The sequence below is a fragment of the Asticcacaulis sp. P2_B1 genome (assembly GCF_056404915.1).
Map to the genome: position 1 here is coordinate 127294 of NZ_JBFUDD010000011.1, position 17352 is coordinate 144645.

General features: G+C 62.4%; 13 protein-coding genes. All 13 read left to right on the plus strand.

Features of this window, described 5'->3' with window-relative positions; all coding sequences use genetic code 11:
* Positions 1-308 precede the first annotated feature (308 nt).
* The 13 genes from AC1DX3_RS19185 (at position 309) to AC1DX3_RS19245 (ending at position 17151) form a co-directional block, all read left to right on the plus strand.
* The gene (locus AC1DX3_RS19185; protein WP_476990941.1) at positions 309-1310 is read left to right on the plus strand and encodes a DnaJ C-terminal domain-containing protein; all 1002 of its coding nucleotides are present in this window, start codon (positions 309-311) and stop codon (positions 1308-1310) included.
* 70 nt (positions 1311-1380) lie between these two features.
* Positions 1381-1791 carry a hypothetical protein gene (locus AC1DX3_RS19190; RefSeq protein ID WP_476990942.1) on the plus strand — a complete coding sequence of 137 codons (411 nt, stop codon included), beginning with the start codon at positions 1381-1383 and terminating at the stop codon, positions 1789-1791.
* A gap of 93 nt (positions 1792-1884) precedes the next feature.
* The gene (locus AC1DX3_RS19195; RefSeq protein ID WP_476990943.1) at positions 1885-2565 is read left to right on the plus strand and encodes a response regulator transcription factor; all 681 of its coding nucleotides are present in this window, start codon (positions 1885-1887) and stop codon (positions 2563-2565) included.
* Positions 2562-3995 (plus strand): ATP-binding protein, encoded by a 1434-nt coding sequence (locus AC1DX3_RS19200; protein WP_476990944.1) that lies wholly within the window; start codon positions 2562-2564, stop codon positions 3993-3995. Before AC1DX3_RS19195 ends, AC1DX3_RS19200 begins: the two co-directional genes overlap by 4 nt.
* Before the next feature lie 231 nt (positions 3996-4226).
* Entirely contained in the window at positions 4227-5564 is a 1338-nt protein-coding gene (locus AC1DX3_RS19205; RefSeq protein WP_476990945.1) for a hypothetical protein, read from the plus strand.
* An 82-nt stretch (positions 5565-5646) separates the two neighbouring features.
* On the plus strand, positions 5647-6735 hold the full coding sequence (gene ccmI / locus AC1DX3_RS19210; protein WP_476990946.1) for a c-type cytochrome biogenesis protein CcmI: 1089 nt from the start codon (positions 5647-5649) through the stop codon (positions 6733-6735).
* The gene (gene ccmE, locus AC1DX3_RS19215; RefSeq protein ID WP_476990947.1) at positions 6735-7229 is read left to right on the plus strand and encodes a cytochrome c maturation protein CcmE; all 495 of its coding nucleotides are present in this window, start codon (positions 6735-6737) and stop codon (positions 7227-7229) included. Before ccmI ends, ccmE begins: the two co-directional genes overlap by 1 nt.
* Positions 7230-7239: 10 nt before the next feature.
* Positions 7240-9237: a heme lyase CcmF/NrfE family subunit gene (locus tag AC1DX3_RS19220; protein ID WP_476990948.1), complete on the plus strand. Its 1998-nt coding sequence runs from the start codon at positions 7240-7242 to the stop codon at positions 9235-9237.
* A 6-nt stretch (positions 9238-9243) separates the two neighbouring features.
* Positions 9244-9747 (plus strand): cytochrome c-type biogenesis protein, encoded by a 504-nt coding sequence (locus AC1DX3_RS19225; protein WP_476990949.1) that lies wholly within the window; start codon positions 9244-9246, stop codon positions 9745-9747.
* 154 nt (positions 9748-9901) lie between these two features.
* Positions 9902-11464 (plus strand): Do family serine endopeptidase, encoded by a 1563-nt coding sequence (locus AC1DX3_RS19230; protein WP_476990950.1) that lies wholly within the window; start codon positions 9902-9904, stop codon positions 11462-11464.
* Positions 11465-11692: 228 nt separating this feature from the next.
* Positions 11693-12364, plus strand: a complete 672-nt coding sequence (locus tag AC1DX3_RS19235) for a response regulator transcription factor (RefSeq protein ID WP_476990951.1) — start codon at positions 11693-11695, stop codon at positions 12362-12364.
* A gap of 197 nt (positions 12365-12561) precedes the next feature.
* Positions 12562-14076 (plus strand): sensor histidine kinase, encoded by a 1515-nt coding sequence (locus tag AC1DX3_RS19240; RefSeq protein ID WP_476990952.1) that lies wholly within the window; start codon positions 12562-12564, stop codon positions 14074-14076.
* Between the two features lie 114 nt (positions 14077-14190).
* Positions 14191-17151, plus strand: a complete 2961-nt coding sequence (locus tag AC1DX3_RS19245; RefSeq protein WP_476990953.1) for a bifunctional [glutamine synthetase] adenylyltransferase/[glutamine synthetase]-adenylyl-L-tyrosine phosphorylase — start codon at positions 14191-14193, stop codon at positions 17149-17151.
* The last annotated feature ends 201 nt before the right edge of the window (positions 17152-17352 follow it).

The window sequence follows — 17352 nt, forward strand, 5'->3', positions numbered from 1 at the left end:
AAGGTAAACGCGGGGCTAACCCTATCGCCTTATAGTCCTTTGATTTTGTGCGACCTTTTAGCCGTTTCGCGCTTATGATTTTGTGGGCAGTTTGCGACGGTCCTCCCGCCATTTTCGAGTGCCCGCGCCATGATCGCCCTGACCATCACTGCCCTGACCCTTGCCGTCGCCATGGCCATTTTCGGTGTCACCATCGTGGTCGTGCGCGAACGGGACTTTTAAGCGCCGCCAAACCGGCGCCCGCGCCGCTTGCCTCTTGAATCGATTACTTGTAGAGCACACCTCTTGTTCAGGAGGATTGTGTATCAGTGGCAGGTGATCCGTATCAGGAACTGGGCGTCAAGCGCGACGCCAGCGACGCCGATATCCAGAAGGCTTTCCGCAAGCTGGCCAAAGAGCTGCACCCCGACAAGAACCCCGGCAACAAGGTGTCCGAGGAGCGCTTCAAGCGTGTCAGCGCGGCCTTCGACTTTCTGAAAGATGCTGACAAGCGCAAGAAGTTCGACCGCGGTGAAATGGATGCCGACGGGCGCGAAATCTATCGTGGCTTCAATGGCGGCGGTGGTGCCGGAGGCTTCGGCGGCCGCCCCGGTGGCTCACCCTTCGGCGCCGGTGGTGGTGCCAGTGCGCGCTTCGAAGGCATGGATATCGACGACATCATGGACATGTTCGGTGGTGGCGGCGCCGGTGCCGGGGCGCGCCGTTCCGGTGGCTTCGGCGGTTTTGGCGGCGGCGCGCCGGCCAAGGGCGCCGATCTCAAGATCAAGGTCGAGATCGACCTGCTCGACACCATTGTCGGCAATACCCGCCGGGTCGTCCTGTCGGACGGCCGGACGCTGGATATCAATATCCCCAAAGGCTCGAAAGACGGCCAAACCCTGCGCCTGAAAGGGCAGGGGGCGCCGTCGCCGTCCGGGCGCGGACCGCATGGCGATGCCCTGGTCGAACTGAAGCTGAAACCGCATCCCATCTTCCGCATGGACGGCAACGACCTGCACATGGACCTCTATGTCTCGCTGCCGGACGCCATGCTGGGCGGCAAGGTCCAGGCGCCGACGCCCGACGGGCCGGTCAGTGTCAACCTGGCCAAGGGCTCCAATTCCGGCGCCATTCTGCGGCTGAAGGGGCGGGGCGCCCTGGACGGCAAGGACGGCGCGCGCGGCGATCTCTTTGCCCACATCGTGCTGGCCATGCCGGACAAGTTGCCCGACGGCATGCCGGCCGATCTATATGCCGATATGATGAGTCTGATGGAACGCTGGCGCGACAAGGCGCCATATCAGCCGACCGCATCGGCGCGAAAGCGTTAACCAGCAATATTTCTTTTTCTAAGCGAACCGTTCAGCTAAGGTTCAGGTCCGGGACCTTATAAACGACGTTATGAAACAGATATTGCCCCTTGTCTGTGCTGCCTTGATCGCCCTTCCCTTGGGGGCGCAAGCCCAGCCCATGCTTTCTCGTGAAGCCCCGCCTGCCCACGATATGGCAGCTGTCATCATGAAGGTCGCCTTCGGTGGTCCGGATCGCAAACATCACGGCGGTGACGATCGCGATAACGGCAACGATCAGGGTAATCGCGGCAATAACGGCCAGGGCAATAATGGCCGTGGCGGCGGTGAGCAGCGTGATAACCGCATCAATCAGGCGATCGCCATCGCCTCCAGCCGCGGACGAGTGCTTGACGCCGGGCCGCAGGGCGGGTCTATCTTCTGGGTGCGGGTCGCGACTGACCATGGGCGAGTCGATTTGCTCGTCGATGTCAATTCCGGCCGCATTATCGGAGAAAGATAAACCCGCGAGCTGACCTTCGGTCGCTCACAATTTTATTGTTTGTTTTGTCGCGCTTTTTCATCCAAAAGTGCGGACACTTTTTGGAAAGCGCTTATGCGAATTCTATTAGCCGAAGACGATCCCGATCTGTCGCGTCAGCTCAAGGCCTCGCTCAGCGACGCCGGCTATGTCGTCGATCACGCGCCAGATGGCGAGGAAGCCCACTTCCTCGGCGACACTGAGCCCTATGACTGCATCATTCTCGATCTCGGCCTGCCTAAGATCGACGGCGTATCGGTGCTGGAAAAGTGGCGTCGCGACGGCAAGTCGACTCCGGTCCTGATCCTGACCGCGCGCGGCGCCTGGAGCGACAAGGTGTCGGGTTTCGACGCCGGCGCCGACGACTATCTCACCAAGCCGTTTCACACCGAAGAACTGCTGGCGCGCCTGCGCGCCCTGGTCCGCCGCGCCGCCGGCCATTCCCAGCCCATGCTGGTGTGCGGCGGCGTGCGTCTGGATCCCCGTGCCGCCCGGGCCAGCGTCAATGGCGAACCCTTGCGCCTGACCTCGCTGGAATACCGCCTGCTGCACTATCTGATGATGCATCAGGCGCGTGTCATTTCGCGCACCGAGCTGGTCGAACACCTCTACGACCAGGATTTCGACCGCGACTCCAACACCATCGAGGTCTTCATGGGCCGGTTGCGCAAGAAGATCGGCAATGACCGGATCGAAACCGTGCGTGGCCTGGGCTATCGCCTGAAGCCGTTGCATGGCGAGGTCGACGATCTGTGACACAGCGGTCGGTGACGCCGCGGTCTGGGCTTGCCGCGGCCTGGCGACGGATCGTATCGGGCAACTCCCTGGTCGGGCGGCTGATCCGCCTGGCGTCCCTGTGGTTCATCTTCGCCCTGGTTATCACCGGCATCGGCCTGACCGCCTATTTCCATCAGGCAGCCCTGCATCGCTTCGAAAGCGGAGTCGGTCAGTTCGCCGACAATCTGTTCTCGGTGACCGACGTCAACCCGGACGGCACAATCGATACCTCGGCCTTTGTAGATACGCGTTCGCGGCTCTTCCATTCCGGCCTCTACTGGCAGGTCAGCGAGGTCGACGCCAAGGGCGCGATGGTCGATCCGGTGACGGCCTCGCGGTCGTTGTGGAATGCACGTCTCAACCTGCCGCCCGACATGCTCAACGACGCCCGGAAACATTCCGGCACCAGCGCCTATTATGACGGCTACGGCCCCGCCAACGAACCGTTACGCGTCGCCGTCATCTATTCCATGATCAACAACCGCGCCTATGTCTTCATGGCCGCCGAAGACCGCAGTTCGATGGACAAGGACGTACAGAACTTCGCCCTGCTGACGGCCGGCGCCCTGATCCTGCTGGCCCTGGGCTCCCTGGCGGCCATCTATTTCCAGGTCCGTGTCGGCTTGCGCCCCCTGTTCGACCTGACCGATGAAATCGCTCATATCCAGAGCGGCGAGCAACAGCGCCTGCTCAAGACCTATCCGGCGGAAATTACGCCTGTTGCGACCCAGATCAACGCCTTTCTCGACTATGCCCAGGATGTGGTCGAACGCCAGCGCATGCATGTCGGCAACCTGGCTCACGCCCTGAAAACACCGCTGTCCGTCCTCCTGACTTCGGCCGGTGATACCGAAGGCGCCTTGCCCGAGACCGTGCGCAAACAGACCGAGACCATGCGGGCCCAGGTCGATCACCATCTGCGCCGGGCGCGGGCGGCGGCGCGTTCCCAGGCCATGGGCGAGCGCACGCCGGTCGAGCCGGTGCTCGACGAACTGGCCGTCATGCTGGAGCAAGTCTTCCGCGACAAGGATGTCATCATCGACTGGCGGGCGCCGGAAAACCTCAGCTTCCGCGGCGAGCGCCAGGATTTGCAGGAAATCGCCGGCAATCTGCTCGAAAACGCCTGTATCTGGTGCAAGCACAAGGTCCGCATCCTGGCCGAATTCGCCCCCGCCGACCAAAGCCTGATGCTCAGCATCGAGGACGACGGCCCGGGCCTCGACGAGGCGCGCTTCGACGAGGTCCTGAAACGCGGAGCCCGTCTCGACGAAAGCGTACCGGGGTCGGGCCTGGGCCTGTCGATCGTCGACGAGCTGGTGCGCGCCTATGGCGGCCTGCTCAGGTTCGAACGGTCGGCGCTTGGCGGATTAAAAGTCGTGGCGCGGCTGCCGGGCAACCAGACCATCTAGGTTGAGCGTTGCAAGCGATTTCAGCACGAAGCTGTGAACGCTGTCCAAGGCGACATCAGTTCATATTTTCCTGAAAATTCAAACACGTACCATACTACCTCAGGCAAGTGGCCGGAACGGGCCGTTAGAGAATATTAACCAGAATTGCCTAATCATACCAAATTCGAGGTATGGTTCGTTTAAAGGTGTCGTAACACGGTCATGGGCGTGGTGTCTGAAAAGCGTCTGGATATGATCCGGGGCTTGGCCAAGGCCTTGCCGCAATCGTCCCTGCGCTCGTTGGAACTGGCGCTCGGCCTGACCAAGGACGAAGCCCTGATCCAGGTCCGTGAGCTGATCAGTGTCGAACTCGAATTCCGTCACGTCAAGGAAGCCGTCTTCGCGCCCTTCCTGCCCATGTTTCAGCCGCGAGCCGACGGCCTGCGCGGCGTTACCTTCGCGCCGTGGGTCATCGATCGTATCTGGGCCGCGCTGGAACGTTTCGAGCCGGAACTTTACAAGCAGTCGCGTTACGCGCTGCGCGGCCTGCGCACAGAAGACCCGACGCCGGTTGTGTTTTTTCGCCTGGTCACGGCCGCTGCCCAGTTGATTCGCCAATGTCCTGAAGAAATTCTTCCGGCCAAGGCGAGCCAGGGAGATGGCGTTGTCCTGGCTGAATTCGCCAACTATCTCGACCTGCACCGGATTTCACGCCATGCCCTGGCCAAACTGCCCAGCCTGATGGGGCGGATCGATGCCGAAAAGGCCGCGGCCATGCGGCTGATGTTCGGCGACGCCTGTGCCATCGATGTCGAGGGCGGTTATCGCCTGCTGGAATTGCTGTTCGCCAATCTCGAAGACGGCTCCCAGATCGTCAAGTTCGTCGCTACCGTGTCCGACCGTCCCAACGACCGCTTCCTGGCGCAGTCGGAACTGGCCGATTTCGGCACGCGCATTCTCGACCATATCGAGGATAATCTGAAGGACCTCAAGCTCTTCATGGGCAATCGCCACCGCCAATGCGCCGATCTCGGCCTGGCCAGCGAGCGCGTCGGCCAGAGCCTGAGCCAGCTTCAGTCGTTCGAGCACTTCATCGAACTGGCCCGTGAAGGGCCATGGGGCAAGCGCGTCGGCGAAGCCCACAAACTGATCGCCGAACTGGTCGAAGCCCAACTGCGTGGCGCCGAACGTGTCATCGACGACGCCCTGCCGATGAAATCGGAACGCGTCTACGGCCGCGTCAAGAAGGAAACACCGCGCCTCGACAAGCCGCCGTCGGACGAGGTCGTCCTGCGCGCCCGTCAGACGCTGAAATTCATCAAACAGGTGCGCAACACGGCCACCGCGGGCGGTTTCGCCGCCCTGCATTCCCGCACGGTGCAATCGATCGAAGGCATGCTCGACAGCTATTTCGAGGAACTGCTCAGCATGGCCAATGGCGATGAGCCGTTCGACGCCGACACCTTGATGCAGTTCTTCGAAATGGTCACCGACATGATGGAAGCCCTGCTGGGTGAAGAAAAGGCGCACACGGCGCGGCGAAGAGTCGCGTCTTCGGACCTGCTGAAGCCCTCGAAGAACGTGGCTTGAGCTGCTAATACAAACGGGCGCCCAGCCGTTTCAGCTGGTATAAACCCTTGGCATCGGCCCGAAATGGTCTATTTGAGGCCCCATGCTGTTTCTCACCGTCATCTGTGTCCTGATCAGCGCTCTCATGCTCGCCATCGCCGCCCTGTGGCTGCGGTTCGCGCCGCGGCGGGCTGAACTGGCGCATGAAAAGGCGCTTTATGCCGGCTTTGTCGCCGATATCGAACGCCGGCTGGCGCGCGGCGATATCGACGCCGACGCGGCACACGAAGAACAGGTCGAGGCGGCGCGCGCCCTGCTGAAGGCCAGCGAAGCCGGCGGCGCCGAGACCGGCGCGCTGAAACCCGTTTACGCCATGGTCGCCATTGTCCTGGTCGCCGGTCTGACCTTCGGGCTCTATCTCTTTGTCGGCCACCCGTCTCTTGCCGATCAGCCCTACAAGCAACGTTTGCAGGCCTGGACACATATTGCCAAAACCGACCCGGAAAGCCTGCCGCCCCAGGCCATGGCGGCTGTTTTGCGTCAAGGCGCGGTGGAAAACGCCAATAGCCCGGCCTATTGGGAGTTCCTCGGTCGTATCGACATGATGGCGGGCAACAGTTATGCTGGCGCCAAGGATTACGAGACGGCGCGCAAGCTGTCGCCCGAGACCTTCCGCGCCTGGTCCGAACTGGGCGAGGCCTTGACCTTCGTTTCCAAGGGGAACGGCAGCACGGACGCGCAAAAGGCCTTCGAGCAGGCCCTGGCGCTCGATCCGAAAGACGCGCGGGCCCACTACTATCTTGGCAATATGGGCGTCGCCCAGGGCCGTTATGATGAGGCGCGCGGGCATTACCAGGCGGCGCTCGATGTCATGACGCCCGACGACCCCAGCCGCACTCAGGTCGAAAAGGCGCTGCAAGAGGCCGGTATGGCCCAATCCGCCGACGCGGCGACCAAGTCGCGCATCCGCGGCATGGTGCAAAGTCTGGCGGCGCAGCTGGAAGCCAATCCGGACAATCCGGACGGCTGGGCCCGCCTGCTGCGCTCCTATGACGTTCTGGGGGACACCGCGGCCAAGGACGCGGCCCTGAAGACTCTTCAGGCGCATTACCGCAATCGCCCTGAGGTCATTGCCGATATCGTGACCAGGTCGCAGACCACGGTCGGCGCTGAAAATGTGGGAGGCCAGTAATGGGCTTTATGCCGAAATCGGCCAAGGCGCGCCGGCGTTTGACCATCTTCCTGATCGCCGCGCCGGTTTTGATCGCCGCGGTGGCGCTCAGCCTCTATGCGCTCAAGGGAACGGTCGTTTATTTCTATACGCCGGCTCAGTTCTTGGACGCCCGTGTCGCCACTGGCAAGACGGTGCGCCTGGGCGGTCTGGTCAAGCCCGGCAGCATCGTCAAGACGCCGGACGGCACGGTGCAATTCGTCGTTCAGGACAAGCTCAAGGAAATCGCGGTCAGCTATCGCGGTGATTTGCCGGATCTCTTCCGCGAAGGCCAGGGTGTCGTGTGCGAAGGTAATGTCACCGGCGCCACGACGGTGCGCGCCACCCAGGTCCTGGCCAAACATGATGAGAAATACATGCCGAAAAACGTCGAAAAGGCCCTGAAGGAACAGGGCGAATGGCGCCCGGAATCGGGCATGACGCAATCCGCCGCACCGCAAAAGCCGTTCCAATGATGGCGCGCGCATGATCCATATCGACGAAATCGGTACCTTCTGCTCGGTTTTGGCTTTCAGCCTGAGCGTGGCTCAGGCGGCCCTCGTTGCCGCCGGTCAGGTCAAGGGCTGGCGCGGCCTGGCGCGTTACAGCGAAGGCGTGTCCCTGGCCGGTGCTGTCGCCATTTTGGCATCTTTCGCCATTCTGGTCTTCGCCTTCATTCGCTCCGATTTTTCGATCGTCAATGTCGCCGAGCATTCCAACACCGACAAGCCGTTATTGTACAAGATCTCCGGCGCCTGGGGCTCGCACGAAGGCTCGATGCTGTTGTGGTGCACCATCCTGCTGGTTTACGGCGCCATGATCACCCTGCGCGGGCAAGGCCTGCCGGCCTCGCTGCGCCATAAGGCCCTGGGGGTTCAGGGCTTGCTGGGCGCGGCCTTTGTCGGCTTCACCCTGTTCAGCTCCAATCCGCTCGGTCGGCTGATCGATGCGCCCGTCCAGGGACAATCGCTCAATCCGGCCCTGCAGGACCCGGCCTTGGCCTTCCACCCACCCATGCTCTATATGGGCTATGTCGGCTTTTCCGTCGTCTTCTCCTTCGCCATAGCGGCCCTGATCGAGGGCCGGCTCGACCGCGCCTGGGCGCGCTGGGTGCGGCCATGGGTGCTGCTGGCCTGGAGCTTCCTGACCGTCGGCATTACGCTCGGCGCCTTCTGGGCCTATTACGAATTGGGCTGGGGCGGCTGGTGGGCCTGGGACCCGGTCGAGAACGCCTCCTTCATGCCCTGGCTGGCGGCGACCGCACTCCTGCACAGCGCGATCGTCATGGAAAAGCGCGACAGCCTGAAGGCCTGGACGGTGTTCCTGGGTCTGCTGGCCTTCACCTTCTCGATGATGGGCGCCTTCCTGGTGCGCTCGGGCCTGTTGACCTCGGTCCATGCCTTCGCCGTCGACCCGCAACGCGGCATCCTGCTGGCCACCATCCTGTTCGTCACGGCCGGCGCCGGTTTCGCCCTGTTTGCCGTGCGCGCGCCGGAACTGGCGCCGGGCGGCCTGTTTGCGCCGGTGTCGCGCGAAGCCTCGCTGGTCCTCAACAACCTGCTGATTTCTGCGGCCCTGTGTTCGGTCTTTCTCGGCACCCTCTATCCCATCCTGATGCAGGCCCTGTTCAACAAGACCATGTCGGTCGGCGCGCCCTATTATCTGATGGTCTTCGTCCCGATCATGGTGGCGGCCCTGCTAATCGCGCCGATTTCCGGGCTGATGGCGTGGAAACGCGCCGACCTGAAAGGCGTGCTGCAACGCCTGGCCCTGGCCTTTGGTGTCGCTGCCCTGGCAGCCGCCGTCGCCCTGCTGATGCACAAGGGACCGTCCCTGCTGAGCGAGGTCGAATATTTCATCGGCCTGCTGGTCGGTTTCTGGTTGATTGCGGGTACCGCCAAAACTCTGGCGGAAAAAGCGGGTTTTAAGATCATGCGCATCTGGTCGCTGCCCTTGGCGACCTGGGGCATGATCCTGGCCCATATCGGCATGGGGCTGTTCGTCCTTGGCGCCGTCGTCGAAAGCCACGATCGCCTGAGCGTCATGCAGGCGATGAAGCCCGGCGATACGGTCGAGCTGGGTGGCTACAGTCTGAGATTCGACGGTCTCTACAGCCAGGCCGGCAAGAATTACGACGCCCAGGGTGGGACATTTACACTCAGTGATAACCGCGGCAAGACGGTATGCGAACCGCGGCCGCAACGCCGCTTCTACCCGGCCTCCAGCGAAGTCCAGAGCAAGGTCTGGCTGTGTTTCCAGCCACTCAGCGATCTCTATGTCCTGATGGCTGAGCCGCAGGTTGCGGCCGACGGGTCTCAGGCCTGGCAAGTGCGGTTTTTCTATAATCCGTGGGTGCGCCTGATCTTCTTCGGGCCGCTCCTGATGGCGCTCGGCGGTGTCTTGTCATTGAGCGACCGTCGCCTGCGTCTCGGTGTCGCCGTCAAGGCCAGCGCGGCGAAGCCTTTGCGCGAAAAGAAGGTTTAGCCACGGATGAACACGGATAAACACGGATACACTAGCTATCTCCTCCCTTGCGAGCCTAAAGGCTTGCAAAGAGGGAGAAGGGGGCTCGGACTCCTTCTGTTCGCCTTGCTCTGCACATCTTCTGCCCACGCCGATCCCGCCCGTGACGAAGCCCGCGCCCAGCACCTTTTTACCGAGGTGCGCTGCGTCCAGTGCCAGAGCCAGGACATCGCCGATTCCGACGCTCAGATCGCCGGCGACATGCGCCGCGAAATCCGCGACAGCATCAAGGCCGGCCAAAGCGACGCCGAAATTCGCAAAACCCTCTACGATCACTACGGCGATTATGTTCTTTTTCGGCCGCGTCTTTCCGCCGGCAACCTCATTCTGTGGTTGCTGCCGCCCGTGATCGTGTTTCTGGGCCTGGGCGTCTTTTTCGCTATGGCCAAAAGGCAAGCGAAATCAAAATCTTATGAACTCGATGTGGCCGAAGAGAAAAAACTTCGCGAAATCATGAAGAACACCGATTGATGTCACGATTTTGCCTCAGGGCTTTGGTTAGTTTGTAACGGTCAAAATTTCTTCGCGGTTTCCAGTTGTATTCAAACCCCGAAGCGCTCAGATAGTCTGAGTTGACAGCGTAACACGCTTATTAGGACGCAAAAGGTAAGTACAGATGGGGAATATGAATTCTTGGGGGAACTGGAATTTCAAGGCTTTGTTGAAAAACCGCTCCGCTGTTGTCGGTGCGGTGGCCGGTCTGGCCCTGGGCGCGGGTGTTGCCGCTGCCGCCATTACCGGTCACGTCGGTCATATCGGCCAGGGTTATGACGGCGCTCAGCTGATCAAAACGGCCGACCTGACGCCGGTGAAGCCGCCCAACGGCGCACCGATGTCGTTCGCCGACTTGATCGAGCGCGTATCGCCGGCCGTTGTCTCGATCGAGACCAAGGGCAAGATGAAGATCGATACCGGCATCCCCAACCTGCCGGGCTTCAGCTTCCCGGGTCAGGATGACGGCGACAGCCCCAAGGAACAGGAAGTCCGCGGCGCCGGGTCCGGCTTCTTCATCTCGGCCGACGGCTATGTCGTCACCAACAACCACGTCATCGACGGCGCCGATTCCATTATCGTCAAGCTGACCAATGACAAGGAACTGAAAGCCACCGTCGTCGGGCGCGATGTCGCCACCGACCTGGCCGTGCTCAAGGTCGAAGGCACTGACTTCCCGTTCGTCAAGTTCGAGCAGGAACACAAGCCGCGCGTCGGTGACTGGGTCATCGCCGTCGGTAACCCCTTCAACTTCTCGAACACCGCCACGGCCGGCATTGTTTCGGCCTATGGCCGCGACCTGAAGGATTCGGGCGCCGACTATGTCGACTATCTGCAAATCGACGCCGCCATCAACCGCGGCAATTCGGGCGGTCCGACGTTCGACCTCTACGGCCGCGTCGTTGGCATCAATACGGCCATTGTGACCCCCTCGGGCGCCAATGCCGGCGTCGGTTTCGCCATTCCGGCCGATGTCGCTGAAAAGATCACGACCCAGCTGATGAAGGGTGTCTCCATCCAGCGCGGCTATATCGGCGTCACCATTTCGCCGGTCACCGACGATATCGCCGAAAGTCTGAACATCACCGATCTCAGCGGCGCGCTGATTTCCGATACCACCAAGGGCGGTCCGGCCGACAGCGCCGGCGTCCAGATCGGTGACATCGTCAAGACGGTCAACGGTTCCGATGTCAAGAACCCGACGGACCTGACCCGCCGCATTGCCGACGTCAAGGTCGGTGAAAAGGTCAATATCACTGTCATGCGCAACGGCAAGATCGTGCCGCTGGTCATTTCCGCGGCCCTGCGCCCGTCGGAAGATGACTTGGCCAAGCTCGGCGCCGGTGGCGGCGGTAGCACGTCCAGCAGCTCTTCCTCCAGCGCCGGTTCGCCGGTCATCGGCCTCAGCGTCGGCGCGATCACCCCGGATGCCCGCAAGGCCTTCGGCCTCGATCCCGCGGTCACCGGTGTCGTTATCACCGACATCGAAGACAATTCGGATGCGTCCGACATCGGCCTGAAGCCCGGTGACGTCATCGTTCGCGCCGACAATCGTCCGGTTTCGACCCAGGCCGATTTCGCCGGCATCGTCGCCGACCTGAAGAAGGCCAATCGCCCCAGCATCCTGCTGCTGATCAACCGTGACGGCCGCAATGTTCCGCTGCCCTTGCCGTTGAAAGACAAGGCTGCGAAATAAGCTTCCGCATTCGGTTGCGAAAATTTAACGGGAAAGAAGGCATGACTTAGGTTATGCCTTTTTTCTTGCGCCTAAGCGCGCCGGGGTGGTCTGCAAAGCGCCATCTTTTAAGCTTCCGTTGCTCGCCTACTCTCTGTAGGCTCCGCTCCGGGTCTTAAAAGTCGACACTTTTCGACTCACCCCACCGGCTTAGGCGGTAAGAAAAATCGGAATTTAGAGGAGTCGTTCATGCAGGTTCTGATCGTCGAGGATGATGTCGAAGCCGCGCTCAACATGCAGCGTGGTTTGAAAGATGCCGGGATCGAGGCGCGGCTCGCCGGCGACGGCGTCCAGGGCCTGGCGGCCGTCAAGGAAAACATGCCCGACGTCATCATCCTCGACCGCATGATGCCGGTCATGGACGGTGTCTCCATGCTGCAGCAATTGCGCGGCGAGGGCGTCGACGTGCCGGTCCTGTTCCTGAGTGCGCTGGGCGAACTGGAAGACCGTGTGTCGGGTCTGCGCGCCGGCGCCGACGACTATCTCGTCAAACCCTATGCCCTGACCGAATTGCTGGCGCGTGTCGAGGCCCTGGCAAGGCGCAAGGACAAGGACCAGGTCGAAACCATCTTGCGCGTCGGAGACCTCGAAATGAACCTGATCTCGCGTCAGGTGAAGCGCCAGACCACCCTGATCGACCTGCAGCCGCGTGAATTCCAGCTTCTCGAATTCCTGATGCGCCATGTCGGCCAGAGCGTCACCCGCACCATGCTGCTGGAGAAGGTCTGGGCCTATCACTTCGATCCGCAGACCAATGTCATCGACGTCCACATTTCGCGCCTGCGCTCCAAGCTGGACAAGGGCTTCGATCGCCCGATGCTGCATACGGTCCGCGGTGAAGGCTATCAGTTAAAGGCATAGGGGATGTTCTCCACCCCACCACCGCATCTAGAAAGCTGCGCTTTCGTCGTGCGGTCCCCTTCCCCGGCAAGCGGGGAGGTTCAAAAAAATTGTGCTCCTCCCCGCTTGCCGGGGAGGGGGACCGCGCCCGGAGGGCGTGGTGGTGGGGTGTCTTCCTTACCTCCATTCCGCGCGCATTGAGGATATAGTTTTCGAACATGGCGAAACTCGCTGTTCAAGCTTCGCGTAAAAAACCGGCCCGCCGGCTCGACCTGCTGAGCATGGCCGTGTTCAAGCCGACCTTTTTCCGTCAGACGCCGTTTCGCCTGACGCTCGTCTTTCTGTGCGTCTATGTCTTCGTCGCGGCCCTGGTCTTCGGCTATGTTTACCTGGCGACCAGCACCGAATCGCGGGCCTGGGGCAATGTCGCCATCGACGCCCGCATGAAGATGTATCAGCAGCTCGATGCCGACCAGGGCCACGCCGCCGTCGTCGCCCGCATCCTCAATGACGACGCCGTCGAATGGGTCTTTGCCAAGGGCATCTTCGACAATTCCGGCCAGGTCCTGGCGCAAAACATGCGCGGCCGCATGGAGGGCAAGCCGCTGCCCGACGCGGTCATGCGCGCCAGCCTGAAGCCTCTGACCTCGGGCCAGAAGGAAGTGTCGCTGAGCTTCTTCTCGCCATCGCCCAACGACCCCAAGAATTGCTGCCGCTTCCAGGGTCGCGCCGTGCGGCTGGACGACAATTTCTATATCTATGTCGCCATGGACATGTCGTTTGCCGACCATGGCTTCCAGCAGGAGGTCAAGGCGGTCCTCGGCGGCGGCGTCCTGGTCATTATCCTCGGTCTGTTCGCCGGCACCCTGATCAACCAGGAAGTCTCGCGCTCGGTCCAGCGCGTCACCAATGTCCTGACCCAGGTCCAGGAGGGCGATCTCAAGGCGCGCATCGCCGTGCGCGATTCCGGTGACGAGTTCGACGCCCTGTCCATGCGCATCAATCAGACCCTGGCGCGCATGGAAAAAACCATGGGCAATCTCAAATACGCCGGCGACGCCATCGCCCACGACCTGCGTTCGCCCCTGTCGCGGTTGCGCACCAAGCTGGAAATCTCCCTGCTCGATGTCGAGAAGGATCCGTCCCAGGCCCATGATGCCCTCGCCAAGGCGCTGGAAGAGACCGATCAGCTGTTACGCACCTTCCAGACCGTCTTCGCCATTTCGCGCCTCCAGGCGGCCGGCCAGGCGCCGGACCAGGTCATGTTCGACGCCACGCCCCTGGCCGAGGATATGGCGGAACTGTTCGAGGCCGTGGCATCGGACAAGGGGCTGGAGTTCGAATCGGAAATCGAGCAGGGCGTGAAATGCCACGGCAATCGCGACTTCCTCGCCCAGGCCCTGGCCAATCTGCTCGACAACGCCATCAAATACACCCCCGAAGGCGGCGGCGTCACTTTCCGCCTGCGCCGCACCTCGCAACGCGAGATCGAGTTTTCGATCACCGACACCGGGCCGGGCGTGCCCGAAAAGGATCGTGCCCGCATCGCCGAGCGTTTCGTCCGCCTGGAAAACAGCCGCACCCTGCCGGGCGTGGGGCTGGGCCTGGCCATGGTCGACGCCGTCGCCGTGGCGCACAAGGGCCGGCTGGTCATTGACGAAGGTCCGGGCGTCTTCGACGGCAAGGGCCCCGGCCTGCGCACGGCCCTGGTCCTGCCGCCGGTAGCGGGCTGATTGAAGGCCTAAACAGGATTTTTCATTAAGCCATCGCTTTGAATCACCGTAAACCTGACAATAGGCATCAAGATTTGGTGTTCCCGGTGTCGCTTTACGGATATTACCAGAACAATGGCGGATGTTCTTTTTTCTTCCCTGGTCGATCGCCTGCATCCCTGCGGGCCGGTTCTGCACGCCGACCAGGCGGGATATATCCTGGAAAACCTCTATGAGGTCGCCAATGCCGAGGGCTGGCGTGATGTCCTGCAACGCGCCGAAACCGCCATCCTGCCGATCATAGCCGCATCGCCTTATCTCGCCGGCCTGATGCGCCGTGACCCGCAGCGCCTGCGTGAAACCCTGATCAGCGCCCCCGAAGCCCGCCTGAAAGCCATTCTCCTGGCTGCCGAGGCGCTCGAAGTCCAGGCCGCTACCGTCGAGGTTCTCGACATTCCGGCCGCCAAGAAGATCCTGCGCCACCTCAAGGCTGATACCCACCTGTTGACCGCCCTGGCCGATCTCGGCGACGTCTGGAGCCTCGACCACGTTACCGCCGCCCTGACGCGCTTCGCCGACGCCGTCACCTCGGCCGCCCTGGCTCTGGTCGTGCGTGAAGAACGCGACAAGGGCCGGCTGGCCGGCTATGAACGCGGCGAACGCGGTATCCTGCCCGGCATGTTCGTCCTCGCCATGGGCAAGCACGGCGCCGGCGAGCTCAACTATTCCAGCGATATCGACATCACCTTTTTCTGCGATCTCGACCGTCTGCCGGTCAATGACCAGGTCGATCCGCAGACCTTCGCCGATCGCGTCGCCCGCGGCGTCTCGACCCTGCTCAGCGAACGTACCGGCGACGGTTATGTCTTCCGCGTCGACCTGCGTCTGCGTCCCGATCCGTCGTCGACGCCGACCGTGGTCAGTGTGCCGTTCGCCCTGCATTATTACGAATCGGTCGGCCAGAACTGGGAACGCGCCGCCTTCATCAAGGCCCGTCATGTCGCCGGCGATCCGGTCGAGGCGCGCGCCTTCATGAACGATTTATCGCCCTTCATCTGGCGCCGCAGCCTCGACTATCCGGCCATTGCCGACGTCCATTCTATCAAGCGTCAGATCCATGTCTATAAGGTCGACGAGCGCCTGGACGCGGCCGGCGCCAATCTCAAACTGGGTGCCGGCGGCATTCGCGAGATCGAGTTTTTCGCCCAAACTCAACAATTGATTCTGGGTGGCCGCGATCCCTCCCTGCGCTCGAAGCGCACCCTCGACGCGCTGGACGCCCTGCGCCGTGCCGGTCACCTGGCGCCCGCCGTCGCCAAGGAGCTGAAACAGGCCTATATCCGCCTGCGCAACTGGGAACATCGCATCCAGATGATCCGCGACGAGCAGACCCACGAGCTGCCCGAGGCCGACGACGCCCGCATGCACGTGGCGGCCCTGGCCGGCTTCTCGAACCTGTCGCGCTTCGATCTGGCCGTTTCGCGCACCCTGCGCCTGGTCAATGCCCACTATGGCGAGCTGTTCAGCGAGGCCGAGACCCTGTCCTCGTCCTTCGGCAGCCTGGTTTTCACCGGCATCGAGGACGACCCGGAAACGATCAAGACCTTGAAGCGCATGGGGTTCGATCACCCGGAGCAGGTCAGCGCCACCATCCGGTCGTGGCACCACGGCCGCATCCCGGCGACACGGTCCGAACGCGGCCGCGAGCTGTTCACGCGCCTGGTGCCCCGCCTGCTGGAAGCGTTGAACGAGACCGGTACACCCAGCATCGCCTTCAACCGCTTCGCCTCCTTCTTCGCCACTCTGAATGCCGGCGTGCAGATCCAGTCCCTGTTCCTGGCCAATCCGAAACTGTTCCGCACTATTGTCGAGATCATGGGCTTCTCGCCACGCCTGGCCCAGATGCTGGCGCGTTACCCGACCTCGTTCGACGCCATGCTCGATGCCGGTTTCTTCGACCCGCTGGGCGAAGAGCTCGACCACCTCGTGGCGCGCGAAGTCGCCCGCGAAATCGACCGTGTCCCCGACGATCTCGAAGCGGTTATGAATGCCCTGCGCCGTGTGGGGCGCGAGCAGCAGTTCCGTATCGGCATGCAGATCCTGAGCGGCCGCCTGACGACCGAGGCCGCCGGCGCCGCCTATGCCCGCCTGGCCGACGCCTGCATCACCCATCTGGCGCCACTGTGCATCGCCGACATCACGCGCCTGGCCGGGCGTCTGGACGGTCAGGTGGCGATCCTGGCGCTTGGCAAACTGGGCTCTCAGGAAATGACGGCGACGTCGGACCTCGACCTGATGGCCGTCTACCTGCCCGATGACCCCAGTGCCGGTTCGACGGTCAAGGGCTGGGCCGCCGAAACCTGGTTCGCACGCTTTACGCAACGATTGATTTCGGCCCTGTCGGCGCCGACTCACGAAGGCTTTCTCTACGAAATCGACATGAAGCTGCGGCCGACCGGCGCCAAGGGGCCGGTGGCGGTATCGCTGGCGGCGTTCGAGAACTATTACACCAAGGACGCCGACACCTGGGAGTTCCAGGCCCTGACCCGGGCGCGGGTGGTGTGGGCCAGCTCCGCCGATTTCGCCGACCTGGTGCGTCTGAAATGCGAAACCATTTTGCGCACGCCGAGGTCGGTGGCGCACACAGCGCTCGATGTCCTCAACATGCGCGCCCTGATGGAGAAGGAACGCCCGGCCAAGGGCTTCTGGGACTTCAAACTGGCGATCGGCGGGCAGGTCGACGCCGAATTCGCCGCCCAATACCTGCAACTGATCCACGCCGCCGACGGCGGTCCCCTGCGCGTCGGCACCTTGCAGGCCCTGTCGGCCATGCAGCGCGCGGGCCTGGCGCCGGCGGCCGAGATCGAGGCGCTCAGTGCCGCCTGGCGGGTCCAGCAGAGCCTGGCCCAGGCCATGCGCGTCTCGCTGACCGCCCAGGACGATCCGCACAACGAACCCGAGGCCTTCCAGCGCAAGCTGGCGCGCGCGGTCCATACCCGCCGCCTCGACACCCTGGAGAAAAAGCTCCGGGATATCCGCAAGCGCGCGCGTGCCGCGTTCGAGAAAATAGTCGCTCCGCCGGACGCGACGGCTTGACGCCGGCGGTTCCGGCGTCGCTTCGGCGAGAAGATGGTCGCCCCAACCGACGGATAAACCTGACTGGCGCGTGAAAGTCTGTGAACGGAGGGGCGGCGGCATGTGCCCTTCGGCGCGGCAGCCGACCTTTTGGTCAAATGGCCTTTTGCGTGTTAGAAGGAATGAAATTCCATGCCGGATACGTTGTCCCTTGCCATGCCG

Excerpts from the sequence above, each read along its gene's own strand:
- AC1DX3_RS19190 (WP_476990942.1), top strand. The coding sequence starts at position 1,381 with ATGAAACAGATATTGCCCCTTGTCTGTGCTGCCTTGATCGCCCTTCCC.
- AC1DX3_RS19195 (WP_476990943.1), top strand. The coding sequence starts at position 1,885 with ATGCGAATTCTATTAGCCGAAGACGATCCCGATCTGTCGCGTCAGCTC.
- AC1DX3_RS19205 (WP_476990945.1), top strand. The coding sequence starts at position 4,227 with ATGATCCGGGGCTTGGCCAAGGCCTTGCCGCAATCGTCCCTGCGCTCG.
- ccmI (WP_476990946.1), top strand. The coding sequence starts at position 5,647 with ATGCTGTTTCTCACCGTCATCTGTGTCCTGATCAGCGCTCTCATGCTC.
- ccmE (WP_476990947.1), top strand. The coding sequence starts at position 6,735 with ATGGGCTTTATGCCGAAATCGGCCAAGGCGCGCCGGCGTTTGACCATC.
- AC1DX3_RS19220 (WP_476990948.1), top strand. The coding sequence starts at position 7,240 with ATGATCCATATCGACGAAATCGGTACCTTCTGCTCGGTTTTGGCTTTC.
- AC1DX3_RS19225 (WP_476990949.1), top strand. The coding sequence starts at position 9,244 with ATGAACACGGATAAACACGGATACACTAGCTATCTCCTCCCTTGCGAG.
- AC1DX3_RS19230 (WP_476990950.1), top strand. The coding sequence starts at position 9,902 with ATGAATTCTTGGGGGAACTGGAATTTCAAGGCTTTGTTGAAAAACCGC.
- AC1DX3_RS19235 (WP_476990951.1), top strand. The coding sequence starts at position 11,693 with ATGCAGGTTCTGATCGTCGAGGATGATGTCGAAGCCGCGCTCAACATG.
- AC1DX3_RS19240 (WP_476990952.1), top strand. The coding sequence starts at position 12,562 with ATGGCGAAACTCGCTGTTCAAGCTTCGCGTAAAAAACCGGCCCGCCGG.
- AC1DX3_RS19245 (WP_476990953.1), top strand. The coding sequence starts at position 14,191 with ATGGCGGATGTTCTTTTTTCTTCCCTGGTCGATCGCCTGCATCCCTGC.